The organism is Planotetraspora sp. GP83, assembly GCF_041262585.1.
GTDB lineage: Bacteria > Actinomycetota > Actinomycetes > Streptosporangiales > Streptosporangiaceae > JAOEGB01.
In genome coordinates, this window is sequence record NZ_JBGCBZ010000015.1 from 171,095 (window position 1) to 183,446 (window position 12,352).

Sequence of the window (12,352 nt, forward strand, 5' to 3'; positions counted from 1 at the left end):
GGACGGGTTCAGCCCGTTGCGAGGGTGAGGCCGTAGACCGCGAGGATCTCGTTGACCGGCTGGAAGTAGGTCGTGCCGCCGAAGGTGCAGTTGCCGGAGCCGCCGGAGGTGACGCCCTGGGCTTGGCTGCCGGAGATGAAGGAGCCGCCGGAGTCGCCGGGCTCGGCGCAGACGTTGGTCCTGGTCACCTCGTAGACCGTGCCCTGCGAGTAGGTGACGCTGGTGTTGCGCTGCTGCACCGTGCCGCAGTGCCAGCCGGTGGTCGAGCCGGAGCGGCAGATCGAGGAGCCCTCGACGGCGACAGCGGACCCCTTGACGGTCACGTTCCCGCCGCCGCTGCCCCTGACCCACGGCCGGGACGTCCAGCTGCTGTTCACCGCGACCCACGAGTAGTCGTTGCCGGGGAACGACGAGCCCTGGAAGGTGCCCTGCGCGACGCGGTTGTAGCCCGCCGTCGTGTAGCCGGGCCGCCCGCAGTGACCCGCGCTGACGAAGCCGTTCGTGGAGCCGCGCCGTACGGAGAACCCGATCGAGCAGCGGGCCGAGTTGTTGATGTAGTAGGCGTCGCCGCCGCGCACGTCGTAGTAGAGCTGCGGCTGCTCGGCGGACCGCACCACGTGGACCGCGGCCCTGTCGGCCCCGCTGGCCGCGACGAAGGCCTCGGCCTCGGCGGGCTGCGAGGAGAGCACGACCACGCTGTTGGTCCGCACGTCGACGTACCAGACCGGCGTGGACTGCTTGGTCGTCGAGGGCGCGCTCGCGGCGGCCCTGTCGAGCGCCTCCTTGGCGGCGGTGAGCGCGGCCAGCGTCCGGCCCACGATCTGGGGCTGGGCGCCGGACCCGGCGATGGTGGGCGCCTGCGCGGCGTCGGTCGTGGCGACGACCAGCGTGGCGGAGGTCTCTCCGGTGACCCACGATCCGGCGAAGCTCGCGCCGAGGCTGCCGCGCAGCTTGGCCTCGGTGGCGCTCGCGCGGGCCTCGTTGGCCAGGCGGGCCTCGGCCTGCGCCGCGCTGAGCCCGAGGTCGCGCTGAATGGCGTCGAGAACGGCGGGCGGCGGAGTGGGGTCGGAGCCGGACGAGGCCGTGGTGGCATCGGGTGTGGTGGCGTCAGGTTGGGGGTCGGCCACGGCGGGGTATGCGGTCAGCGCGAGGACGCTGATGACCAGGGCACAGCCGGTCGTCACCGTGCGTCTGCGGAGCATGTGGCTCTCCTTTGTCGGGGGGTGCCGTCACCGTAACTGAGCTCCCGACAGGCGCGGATCTATCAGTTAACCCCTACCGTCGCGGTATGGAAGCGCGCCGAATCTACCTCGCTGTGATCTCTCAGACACGGGGGCGCCGCCGTCTTGGCGGACGGCGGCGCAAGTTTTACTCACTCTGTGTTGCCGGGATCTCGCTTCCGGCCACTACGGCTTGCTGAGGCCCATGGTGTAGGAGCCGGAGCCGCTGTAGGCGTGGACGCGGTACCGGTAGTAGCCGGCCGTACCGGAGTAGGTGACGGTCTCATCCGGGCCCGACGAGGTGCCGCTGGCGACGTTGACCCAGGTCGAGCCGTTCCACTTCTGCAGGTAGAGGTCGAAGTCGACGCCGTCGGGACCGTCGAGGCAGCCGCTGTGGGTGCCGGAGACGGTCGATTGGTAGTAGGAGCCGTTCGGCTGGTAGGCGCTCGCGCCGCTGGTGAGGCTGCCGCTGAAGGTCTGCTGGTAGCCGGAGCAGCCGGTGGGCGGCGGGTTGCCGCCGGAGGTCACCAGGGTGAGGCCGTAGGCCGACAGGATCTCGTTGACCGGCTGGAAGTAGGTCGTGCCGCCGGACGTGCAGTTGCCGGAGCCGCCGGAGGTGACGCCCTGGGCCTGGCTGCCGGAGATGAAGGAGCCGCCGGAGTCGCCGGGCTCGGCGCAGACGTTGGTCCTGGTCACCTCGTAGACGGTGCCTTCGGCGTAGGTGACGCTGGTGTTGCGCTGCTGCACGGTCCCGCAGTGCCAGCCGGTGGTGGAGCCGGACCGGCAGATCGAGGCGCCCTCGACGGCCACCGTCGAACCGCTGACGGTGACGTTGCCGCCGCTGCCGTTGTTGACCCACGGTTGCGGGGTCCAACCGCTGTTGAGCGCGACCCACGAATAGTCGTTCGTCGGGAACGACGACGCCTGGAACGTCCCCTGGGCGACCCTGTTGTAGCCGGCGGTGCTGTCGCCCGCGTTGCCGCAGTGGCCGGCGCTGACGAAACCGCCCTGGCCGCCCCGGGTCACGGGGAAGCCGATCGAGCAGCGAGCGGAGTTGTTGATGTAGTAGGCGTCGCCGCCGCGCGCGTCATAGAGGACTCTCGGCTGCTCGGCGGACTGCTCCACCCGAACCGCCGACTTGTCCACCCCGCTCGCCGCGATGAAGGCCTCGGCCTCGGCGGGCTGGGAGGTGAGCACGACGACGCTGTTGCTCCGCACGTCGACGTGCCAGATCGGCGTGGACTTCGGCGCCGCGCTCGCGGCGGCCTTGTCGAGAGCCTCCTTCGCGGCGGTGAGCGAGGCGAGTGTCCGGCCGACGATCTGGGGCCGGGCGCCCGAGGCGCTGATGGCGGACGCCTTCGAAGCGTCGGTGGTGGCGATCACGAGGGTCGAGGAGGTGTCTCCGGTGAGCCACGAGCCGGCGAACGCGTCGCGCAGTTGCTTGCGGAGCCTCGACTCGACGGCGGCCGCGCGCGACTCGTTGAGCAGGCGGGCCTGAGCCTGTTCCGCGCTGAGGCCCAGGTCTCGCCGCATGGCGTCGAGCATGCCGGGCGGCGGCTTGATCGTGGTGGCGGACGAACCGGTTACGGACGAACCGGTGGCGGCCGCATCGGTGGTTCCGGTGTCGGCTTCCGCCGTAGTGGGGGCGGCCATCAGGGTGATGGCACTGATCGCCAGAGCGCATGCGGTGGTGACCGTGCGTCTGCGGAGCATGGGGCTCTCCTTGTGTCGGGGGGTGCCGACACCGTAACCACGCTCACCCCGAGCGGGGATCTATCAGATGCCCCCTACCGCCGAGTTATGGAAGCGTGCTGAAGGGAGGGTTGGCGACGAGCCAGTCGGCATAGCGCCGGCTTCGCCGTACGGCGTCGGCGTGGGCCGCGCGTGCGTAGTGGACCACCGAGGGCGCGGCCCGGGCGGCGATCGAGTCGGCGTGCCAGCCCAGCAGGTGCCGCCAGCGCAGCGGAGCCCCGGCCAGCGGCATCATCACGAGCCCGGCGGTCAGCTGGAAGGTGGCCTGGCAGAGCGCGACGGCCTTGCGTACCCCGACCAGGTGCAGGCAGGTGGTCACGTCGGTCTCGTAGATGGGCATGGGCACGAAGCCCGCACGCGCGCAGGCCCCGGCGAAGCAGTCCGCGAAACAGCCGTCCCCGGGGGCGACCGCCCAGCACTCGCCCGCGAGGCGGGACAGCTCCAGCTCGCTCTCGCCCGCGAGCGGGTGGTCCTCCGCGAGCAGGACGAAGACGGGGTCGGTGCCCACGGTGCTCCAGCTCATCGCGTCGGCCTTGGGCGGCGGGCTGTCGCCGCAGGTGCCGATCAGGGCGAAGTCGATGCGGCCGGAGGTCACCATCGAGGTCAGCTCGCGGGCCGACCAGGACGTGCGGGTCGTCACGGGGGTGACCGGATGGGCGGCGGTCAGGCGCTCGACGAGGCCGCCGAGGATCGGCCCGTGCGTGGCCCCGAGGCGGTAGCCGGGGATGTCCTCGGGGTCGGAGTTGTTGGCGAACCGCACCGCGTCCTCCTGGAGCTCCCGTACGGCGGGCAGCAGCACACGGGCCCGCGACAGCACCATCTCGCCGAGGGGAGTGGGCCGGGCGCCGTTGCGGTCGCGCTCGAACAAGGGGCCTCCGAGAGCGCGTTCGATGCGTTTGAGCTGCGCGGTCAGGGAGGGCTGGGCCAGCCCGAGCCGGGTGGCCGCCTTGGTGACGCTCCCGGCCTCGGCGACCGCGCGCACGATCTTGAGGTGACGGAGCTCCAGATCCATACCGGGAAGGTACGGCCGCTGTGTTATGGCTGCAATGCCGGTGTGTCACGAAATTTGACTGTGATTCGTGGATTGCGGTCACATCGCCGCCGCGCGGTTGTGAGAAAGAGTCGCGGCACGGCTGAAACGTGTTCTCGTACGGCTCGCGCGACCTCTGTCGGGGGATGAGGTTACCGGCTGGTACAACCGACGAAACGTTCTAGTTAGAACCCGTTGCAGTTCGCCGGAGCGCGGCCGTACTGTCGAGGACATGCGGACACGTCTCACGGACATGTTCGGGATCGAGTTCCCGATCTTCGCCTTCAGCCACTGCCGGGATGTCGTCGCGGCGGTCAGCCGCGCGGGCGGCATGGGAGTGCTGGGCGCCCTCTACTTCACTCCCGAAGAGCTCGAAATGGAGCTCAAGTGGATCGACGACCACGTGGACGGCCGGCCGTACGGCGTGGACGTGGTCATGCCCGCCTCCTACGCCGGAGCCGACCTGGGCGTCGACAGCCCGGCAGAGCTGGTCGCCAGGCTGCGGGGGATGATCCCCGACGGGCACCGGGCGTTCGTCGAGGATCTGCTGGCCCGGCATGACGTGCCGCCGCTGACCGGCTCCGACCCGGGGAAGGTGCTGCTCGGGTGGACGGACGCGACCGCGAGGCCGCAGGTCGAGGTGGCGCTGAAGCATCCCATCGCGCTGCTGGCCAACGCCCTCGGCCCGCCTCCCGCAGATGTCGTCGAGCTCGCGCACGAGAAGGGCGTGAAGGTCGCCGCCCTCGCCTCCACCCCCCGGCACGCCGCCAAGCAGGTCGAGGTGGGGGTGGACGTCGTCGTCGCCCAGGGGACCGAGGCCGGCGGGCATACCGGTGAGATCTCCACGATGGTGCTGATCCCGCAGGTGGTCGACGCCGTGGACGTGCCGGTGCTGGCGGCGGGCGGGATCGGCTCCGGCCGCCAGATGGCCGCCGGGATGGCGCTCGGGGCCGAGGGAGTGTGGACCGGCTCCATCTGGCTCACGGTCGAGGAGGCCGACACGCCGGAGCTCGCCAAGCGGCGGATCCTGGAGGCCACGTCGGCCGACACGGTGCGCTCGCGAAGCTGGACGGGCAAGCCCGCCCGCCTGCTCAAGAACGCCTGGACCGACGCCTGGGAGTCCGCCGAGTCGCCGGGCACACTGCCGATGCCGCTCCAGTTCATGCTGGTGTCGGAGGCGCTGCGCCGGATCGGCAGGTCCGACGCGGCCGAGCTCGCCACCTTCCCGGCCGGTCAGATCATCGGCACGACGAACCAGGTCAAGCCCGTCAGGCAGGTGATGTTCGAGATGGTCGAGGAATACGTCGAAGCCATGGACCGCCTCACCCGGATGACCGAGGCCTGACCCCCAACCAATCACGCGTGATCATGCAGAGATTCCCGCAGACGGGGACTACCTGGGACGACACCGTTCGTGATCTGGCAGAAGTTCCCCGGGATGCCGCTCGAGCTCGGTGAACGGCGTGGGTGATCATGCAGCCGCCGGGGCTGCCTGATCACGAAGGGTGCCGCCGCAGCCAGAGGGGTACGCGTGGGAAGATGTGCATGATCACGCCAAGGCGTCTGAGACCGCGCGGACCTGTCGTTCGCCATCACGCTGACAGGCGAGCGTGAGCGCGTCGCGGGGCTGGTCGTGGACGACGGCGCTCTGCTGTGGTCGCTGCTCCATGACCGCGCTCATGGGGCTCATGGGAAGGTCTGCCTGGTCGCGGACAACGCCGGCCGGGAGCTGCTGGCCGACCTTCTCCTCGTCGACCACCTCCTCGCCGAAGGGCCGGCGAGCGAGGTCGTGCTGCACGTCAAGCCCTATCCGTACTTCGTGTCCGACGCCACGCCCGCGGACGTGGTCGCGTGCCTGCGGCGGCTGGCCGCCGCGCCGGGGGAGGCGGGCAAGGCCGGCGGGCGCCTCTGGCACGCGATGGGGGCGGGGCGCCTCGCGCTGCGAGCCCACCCGTTCTCCTGCGCTCCGCTGCCCTACCGCGACATGCCGGACGACCTGCGGGACGATTTCGCCTCGGCGTCCCTGACCATCATGAAGGGCGACCTGAACTACCGCAGGCTCGTCGGCGACGCCATGTGGCCGGAGGCGACGCCGTTCGCGCGGGTCACCGGATATTTCCCCGGCCCGGTCGTCACGTTGCGCACACTGAAGTCCGACGCGCTCGTCGGCGTTCCGGCCCCCACACTGGCCGCGCTGAATGCGGCCGGGACACCATGGCGCACGACCGGAACCCACGCCATGATCCAGGCCAGACCCTGACGTTCCCCACCCGCCGCCCGATTAGGGCGAGGCGCGTGCGGGGGCCCGGCGGGTCCCCTTTTCCCCTCTGGGGCCGTTACTTTCCCTCGTAGACGGCGGGGCGCTTGTCCCGGAACGCGCGGGATCCCTCCTTGGCGTCCTCGGAGCCGATGACCGGCCAGCCGATGTTGTCGGAGATCTTCAGGGCCTCGGCCTCGCCGAGCCCGAGAGTCTCCCGATATGTCCGGAGAATCGCCTGTACGGCCAGCGGCCCGCACGCGGCCACCTGGTCGGCCAGCTCGCGGGCCACGGCGAGGGCCTGACCGTCGGGCACGATCTTGTTGACGAGGCCCATGGTGAGGGCCTCCTGGGCGGTGATCGCCCTGCCGGTGAGCAGGAGGTCCATCGCGAACGCGTAGGGGATCTGGCGCGGCAGCCGTACGGCGGCGCCGCCCATGGGGAAGAGCGCCCGCCTGGCCTCGAAGAGGCCGAGGGTCGCGCTCTCGGCCACCACGCGCAGGTCGGTGCCGACGAGCAGCTCGGTGCCGCCCGCCACCGCGTAGCCCTCGACGGCGGAGATGATCGGCTTGGCAGGCAGGGAGTCGGTGTCGCGCAGCAGGCCCTTCCAGTGGACGTCCGCGATCTCGGCGGCCCGCTGCCTGACCCGCTCGTCCTCCGAGGGCGTGCCCATCGCCTTCAGGTCCGCGCCGGCGCAGAACGTGCCGGCCGCCCCGGTGAGGATGCCGACCCGGACCTCCGGCTCGTCCGAGATGTACTGCCACGCCTCGGCCAGGCCGACCAGCATGTCCGTGGACAGCGCGTTCCTCGCCTCCGGGCGGTCCATCGTCACGATCACGACGTGGCCGTCCCGCTCGATCCGGCAGTGCGGCGTGCTGATCGGCAGGAGCTCCATGAAACCTCCAGAAGTGACGAGAGGCCAGACTATCCACAGGCGAGGTCCTTTGATCAAGCGCTTGCTCGGCCTGTGTCGGCCGGGTTAGTCTGCCGCTTGCGAACTAGAACAGATTCTTGTTCGTAACCTCCCGTAGCGCCAGGGCTTGTAGGGGCAACGAGAACGTGCTTCACTGCGGCGATCCGGGGGGTACGTCAGGGCGGAACCGGACAAGGGAGTTCCGATGGGCTCGCTCGGCTTCTGGAGGATCGCCCAGGCCGATCCCGAGTGGATCGCCGCGGTGGATCCCGACGGCACCGAACACACCGCCGGAGATTTGCTCGCCCGCGCCAACCGGCTCGTTCACGGGCTGCGCGACCTCGGTCTCGCGCCGGGCGACGGCATCTGCGGCCTCGTACCGAACGGCGTCGACAGCCTCACGCTCTACCTCGCCGCCATGCAGGCGGGGTGGTACTACACACCGATCAACTGGCACCTCACCGGTCCCGAGATCGGCTACATCGTGGCCGACAGCGAGGCGAAGGCGCTCTTCGTCCACGAGCGCTACGGCGAGGAGGGCCTCCGGGGAGCCGAAGAGGCGCGGATCTCCCGCGACCGGTGCTTCTCCTTCGGCACGGTGACCTGGCTGAACGGTGAGCAACGGCCCGACGGTGAGCAACGGCCGGACGGCCGGCCATGGAGGCCGGTCGCCGACCTGACCGAGGGCCGCCCGGACACCCTTCCGGCGGACCGTACGGCCGGCGCGACCATGCACTACACCTCTGGCACGACCGGGAAGCCGAAGGGCGTCAGACGGCCGCTCAGCGGCCTCGACCCCGACGACGGCGCCGAGCTCATGACGTTCCTGCTGGGGCTGTTCGGGATGACCCCCGGGCGGCCCAACGCCCACCTCGTCACCTCACCGAACTATCACACGGCGGTCACCCAGTTCGGGGGTACGGCTCTGCACATGGGGCACACGCTGGTCTACATGGACAAGTGGGACGCCGAGGAGACGCTGCGCCTGTGCGAGCGCTACCGGGTGACCAACTCCCACATGGTCCCCACGCACTTCAAGCGCCTGCTCGCCCTGCCGGACGAGATCCGGCGCGAATACGATCTGTCATCGCTCAAGTGGATGATCCACGCCGCCGCGCCCTGTCCGGTGCCGGTCAAGCAGCAGATGCTGGAGTGGTGGGGCGACGTGGTGTACGAGTACTACGCGGCCACCGAGGGCGGCGGCACCATCGCCACGCCGGAGGACTGGAAGAAGCACCCCGGCACGGTCGGCAAGGCCTGGCCGATCAGCGAGTTGCTGATCGTGGACGACGATCTCAACGAGGTCCCGCGGGGCACGCCCGGCACGATCTACATGAAGATGATGGGCGTCCGCTTCGAGTACAAGGGCGACCCCGCGAAGACCGAGGCCAACCGCCTGGCGGTGGGGGTGGGTGCCCGAAGGGGGGTCGGTGAAAACACGGACTACTTCACGGTCGGCGACATCGGCTACCTCGACGACGACGGCTTCCTGTTCCTCTGCGACCGCAAGGCCGACATGATCATTTCCGGCGGGGCGAACATCTATCCCGCCGAGATCGAGAACGAGCTGCTCATCCATCCCAAGATCGCCGACGTGGCCGTCTTCGGCATCCCGGACGACGAGTGGGGCGAGCAGATCAAGGCCGTCATCGAGCCCGCGCCCGGCGTGGCCCCCGGCCCCGAGCTGGCCGAGGAGATCCTCGCCTCGCTCAACGGCCGCCTGTCGAAGATGAAGTGGCCGAAGTCGATCGACTTCATCGAGGAGATGCCGCGCGAACCGAACGGCAAGCTCCTCAAGCGCAAGCTCCGCGACCCCTACTGGGAAGGCAGGGACCGTGCCATCTGACGGGCCATCTGAGGAACCGCCGTCTTCTGACGAACCGCCATCGGGGGGACTGTCGGCCACGCACGTCCTGGAGTTCCCCGGCGGATACACGCGCACGACCGGGCCGGTCATCGGGCGCTTCCTCACCGAACTGCGCGACCGGCGCATCGTCGGAGTCCGTACGGCAGGCGGCGACGTCCTGGTCCCGCCGCTCGAATACGACCCGGCTACGGGCGAGAGCGTGACGGGCGAATACGTCGAAGTCGGCCCGGCGGGGACCGTACAGGCCTGGGCCTGGGTCGGCGCGCCGCGCAAGGGCCATCCGCTCGACCGGCCGTTCGCCTGGGCCACCATCAGGCTCGACGGGGCCGACACCGCCCTGGTCCACGTGGTGGACGCCGGGAACCCGAAGGCCATGCGGCCCGGCCTCCGCGTCCGCCCGCGCTGGAAGGCCGGCCCCGTCGGGCACATCACCGACATCGAATGCTTCCTGCCCGAGGTCACCCGCATGGTCTCGCCGGTGCGCGCCGAATATCGCGTCACGCCGGGCCGCGCCCTCACCCGCTTCCTGGAGGGCGTCCGCGACGGCGTGCTCATCGGAGGCCGGTGCGCCGCGTGCGACAAGGTCTACGTCCCCTACCGGCTCTCGTGCCCGTCCTGCGGCTCCGTGATCGAGGAGGAGGTCGAGGTCGCCGACACGGGCACGATCACCACCTTCGCGATCAACAACCTGCCCGATCCCCGGGCTCCTCAGGTGCCGTTCGTCTCGGCGTACGTCCTGCTGGACAGGTCGGACACCCCGATGATCGCGCTGGTCGGCGACGTCCCCGCGCACGAGGTGCGGCAGGGCATGCGAGTGAGGGCCGTGTGGGTGCCGCCCGAGGAACGGACCATGGCGATGACCAACATCAAATGGTTCGCCCCGACCGGTGAGCCCGACGTCGACCTGTCCGAGGACGTCGACCTGTCCGAGGACGTGGACGATTCAGAGCCGGAAGGCGGGGCGTGATGCGGGAGGTCGCGATCGTCGCGTTCGCGCAAACGGTGCACACCGGCCACGACACCGGGCTGACCGAACCGGAGCTGCTGCTCCCGGTGATCACCGAGGTCAGGGAGCAGTCCGGGCTCAGGAAGTTCGGCTTCACGTGCTCGGGTTCGTGCGACTACCTCGCCGGGGCGCCGTTCTCGTTCGTCTCCGCGCTCGACGTGCTGGGCGCCTGGCCGCCCATCAGCGAGAGCCACGTCGAGATGGACGCGGCGTTCGCGCTGTACGAGGCATGGGTCCGGCTCCAGCACGGCGACGTCGACTCGGCCCTGGTCTACGGCTTCGGCAAGTCGTCCCAGGGCGACCTCCGCGAGCTCATGACCCTGCAGCTCGACCCGTACTATCTCGCGCCGCTCGGGCTCGACCAGGTGTCGTTCGCCGCCCTCCAGGCGACCGCGTGCGGCGCCGACCGGGCCGCGCTCGACGAGATCGTACGGCGGAGCCGTGGCGACGGCCGGGACAACCCGTACGCCCTCGACCTGCCGGACCCGTCCGGCGACGGTTTCGAGGTCGAGCCGCTCAAGCCGTACGACGTGGCGCCGATCACGGACGGCGCGGCGGCGGTTGTGCTGGCGGCGGGAGATCTGGCCAGGGAGCTGGTGGAGCGCCCCGCCTGGATCACCGGCATCGCGCACCGGATCGAGCCCCACTATCTGGGCATGCGAGATCTCGCCCGGTCGGCCTCGGCCGCCGACGCCGCACGCGCGGCGGGGGTGGGCAAGGGCCCGGTGGACGTGGCCGAGTTGCACGCCCAGTTCAGCCACGAGGAGCTGATCCTCCGTGAGGCGCTCGGCCTCGCTGAGGACACGGTGGTCAATCCCTCCGGCGGGCCGCTCGCGGCCAATCCGGTCATGGCGACCGGCCTGATCCGCATGGGCGAGGCCGCCAGACGAGTCCTCGACGGGAGTGCCGGCCGTGCCGTCGCCCACGCGACCTCCGGCCCCTGCCTCCAGCACAACCTCGTCGCCGTTCTGGAAGGCCCCACCCCATGACCCTTCGCCGTGATCATGCACAGGCTCCCGCACATCGGGCCTCGCCTGCGCCAACACCAGGTCGTGATCATGCGGGGAGTCCCGGACGCCCTGCCGTACCTGCGAAAACGCTGTTCGTGATCATGCAATCGAGGTGCCGTCGTGGGTAACCGCTGTGCCGTCGTCGGCGTCGGCCAGACGCACTACCAGACCAAGCGCCGCGACGTCTCCATCGCCGGCCTGGTCAGGGAGGCCGCCCTCCGGGCGCTCGAGGACGCGGGCCTGACGTTCAAGGACATCGACGCGGTCGTCATCGGCAAGGCCCCCGACCTGTTCGAGGGCGTGATGATGCCCGAGGCGTACCTCGCGGACGCCCTCGGCGCGGCCGGGAAGCCGATGATGCGCGTGCACACCGCGGGCTCGGTCGGCGGCTCGACGGCGCTGGTCGGAGCATCGCTCATCCAGGGTGGCGTGCACGACCGGGTGCTCGTGGTGGCCTTCGAGAAGCAGTCGGAGTCGAACGCGACCTGGGCCCTCTCGACGCATCTGCCGTTCAACGCCTCGCTCGTCGTCGGCGCGGGAGGCTACTTCGCGCCGCACATCCGCGAGTACATGCGCCGGTCCGGCGCGCCCGACCACATCGGCACGCTGGTCGCGGTCAAGGACCGGCAGAACGCGCTGAAGAACCCCTACGCCCACCTGAAGATCCCGGGGATCAACCGGCAGATGGTCGAGTCGACGCCGATGCTGTGGGAGCCGATCCGCTACCTGGAGACCTGCCCGTCGTCGGACGGCGCCTGCGCGATGGTGCTCGCCGCCGAGGACAAGGTGACCGGGACTCCCGCCTGGGTGCACGGCACCGCCATGCGTTCCGAGCCGATCTTCCGCGCGGGCCGCGACACCGTGAACCCGCAGGGCGGCAAGGACTGTGCCGCGGACGTCTACCGCCAGGCCGGGATCGGCGACCCGCGCCGGGACATCGACGTCGCCGAGGTGTACGTGCCCTTCTCCTGGTATGAGCCGATGTGGCTGGAGAACCTCGGCTTCGCCCCCGAAGGTGAGGGCTGGAAGCTCACCGAGGCGGGATGCACCGCGCTCGACGGCGACATCCCCTGGAACGCCTCCGGCGGAGTGCTGTCCTCCAACCCGATCGGGGCCTCCGGGCTCATCCGGTTCGCGGAGGCCGCGCTCCAGGTCAGGGGCATGGCGGGGGAGCACCAGGTCGACGGCGCCCGAAGGGCTCTCGGGCACGCCTACGGGGGAGGAGCCCAGTTCTTCGCCATGTGGATCGTCGGAACCGACAAACCCTGAACCGACAAAGCCCTGACAAGAAGGGTCG

At 70.3% G+C, this 12,352-nt stretch carries 10 protein-coding genes; 6 read left to right on the forward strand and 4 right to left on the reverse strand.

Translation table 11 applies throughout. From position 1 onward, the window contains the following. Positions 1-8 precede the first annotated feature (8 nt). The 3 genes from ABH927_RS21780 to ABH927_RS21790 form a co-directional block, all read right to left on the reverse strand. The gene (locus tag ABH927_RS21780) at positions 9-1,202 is read right to left on the reverse strand and encodes an alpha-lytic protease prodomain-containing protein (RefSeq protein WP_370024095.1); all 1,194 of its coding nucleotides are present in this window, start codon (positions 1,200-1,202) and stop codon (positions 9-11) included. A 204-nt stretch (positions 1,203-1,406) separates the two neighbouring features. Beyond that, positions 1,407-2,933 (reverse strand): S1 family peptidase, encoded by a 1,527-nt coding sequence (locus tag ABH927_RS21785; protein WP_370024096.1) that lies wholly within the window; start codon positions 2,931-2,933, stop codon positions 1,407-1,409. A gap of 85 nt (positions 2,934-3,018) precedes the next feature. After that, the gene (locus tag ABH927_RS21790) at positions 3,019-3,984 is read right to left on the reverse strand and encodes a LysR family transcriptional regulator (RefSeq protein WP_370024097.1); all 966 of its coding nucleotides are present in this window, start codon (positions 3,982-3,984) and stop codon (positions 3,019-3,021) included. A 250-nt stretch (positions 3,985-4,234) separates the two neighbouring features. On the opposite strand from ABH927_RS21790, the gene ABH927_RS21795 reads away from it, so the two are divergent. Both ABH927_RS21795 and ABH927_RS21800 read left to right on the forward strand, forming a co-directional pair. Then, positions 4,235-5,347 carry an NAD(P)H-dependent flavin oxidoreductase gene (locus ABH927_RS21795; protein ID WP_370024098.1) on the forward strand — a complete coding sequence of 371 codons (1,113 nt, stop codon included), beginning with the start codon at positions 4,235-4,237 and terminating at the stop codon, positions 5,345-5,347. Between the two features lie 288 nt (positions 5,348-5,635). Next, positions 5,636-6,262, forward strand: coding sequence for a damage-control phosphatase ARMT1 family protein (locus ABH927_RS21800; RefSeq protein WP_370024099.1), 627 nt, complete (start codon positions 5,636-5,638; stop codon positions 6,260-6,262). A gap of 76 nt (positions 6,263-6,338) precedes the next feature. Here ABH927_RS21800 and ABH927_RS21805 read toward each other — a convergent pair whose 3' ends face one another. After that, positions 6,339-7,154, reverse strand: a complete 816-nt coding sequence (locus tag ABH927_RS21805; RefSeq protein WP_370024100.1) for a crotonase/enoyl-CoA hydratase family protein — start codon at positions 7,152-7,154, stop codon at positions 6,339-6,341. Between the two features lie 223 nt (positions 7,155-7,377). Between ABH927_RS21805 and ABH927_RS21810 the strand changes: the two genes are divergently transcribed. The 4 genes from ABH927_RS21810 to ABH927_RS21825 all read left to right on the forward strand — a co-directional run bounded on the left by ABH927_RS21810 (position 7,378) and on the right by ABH927_RS21825 (position 12,324). After that, positions 7,378-9,018, forward strand: a complete 1,641-nt coding sequence (locus tag ABH927_RS21810) for an acyl-CoA synthetase (RefSeq protein WP_370024101.1) — start codon at positions 7,378-7,380, stop codon at positions 9,016-9,018. Continuing rightward, entirely contained in the window at positions 9,008-10,006 is a 999-nt protein-coding gene (locus tag ABH927_RS21815) for a Zn-ribbon domain-containing OB-fold protein (RefSeq protein WP_370024102.1), read from the forward strand. The genes ABH927_RS21810 and ABH927_RS21815 overlap by 11 nt, the downstream gene beginning before the upstream one ends. Beyond that, positions 10,006-11,034 (forward strand): thiolase domain-containing protein, encoded by a 1,029-nt coding sequence (locus ABH927_RS21820; RefSeq protein WP_370024103.1) that lies wholly within the window; start codon positions 10,006-10,008, stop codon positions 11,032-11,034. Before ABH927_RS21815 ends, ABH927_RS21820 begins: the two co-directional genes overlap by 1 nt. A gap of 141 nt (positions 11,035-11,175) precedes the next feature. Beyond that, positions 11,176-12,324: a thiolase domain-containing protein gene (locus ABH927_RS21825; RefSeq protein WP_370024104.1), complete on the forward strand. Its 1,149-nt coding sequence runs from the start codon at positions 11,176-11,178 to the stop codon at positions 12,322-12,324. Positions 12,325-12,352: the final 28 nt, after the last annotated feature.

What these genes read in the sequence shown, in the direction of transcription:
- ABH927_RS21780 (WP_370024095.1), bottom strand. Translation starts at nt 1,202, where the DNA reads ATGCTCCGCAGACGCACGGTGACGACCGGCTGTGCCCTGGTCATCAGC.
- ABH927_RS21785 (WP_370024096.1), bottom strand. Translation starts at nt 2,933, where the DNA reads ATGCTCCGCAGACGCACGGTCACCACCGCATGCGCTCTGGCGATCAGT.
- ABH927_RS21790 (WP_370024097.1), bottom strand. Translation starts at nt 3,984, where the DNA reads ATGGATCTGGAGCTCCGTCACCTCAAGATCGTGCGCGCGGTCGCCGAG.
- ABH927_RS21795 (WP_370024098.1), top strand. Translation starts at nt 4,235, where the DNA reads ATGCGGACACGTCTCACGGACATGTTCGGGATCGAGTTCCCGATCTTC.
- ABH927_RS21805 (WP_370024100.1), bottom strand. Translation starts at nt 7,154, where the DNA reads ATGGAGCTCCTGCCGATCAGCACGCCGCACTGCCGGATCGAGCGGGAC.
- ABH927_RS21810 (WP_370024101.1), top strand. Translation starts at nt 7,378, where the DNA reads ATGGGCTCGCTCGGCTTCTGGAGGATCGCCCAGGCCGATCCCGAGTGG.
- ABH927_RS21820 (WP_370024103.1), top strand. Translation starts at nt 10,006, where the DNA reads ATGCGGGAGGTCGCGATCGTCGCGTTCGCGCAAACGGTGCACACCGGC.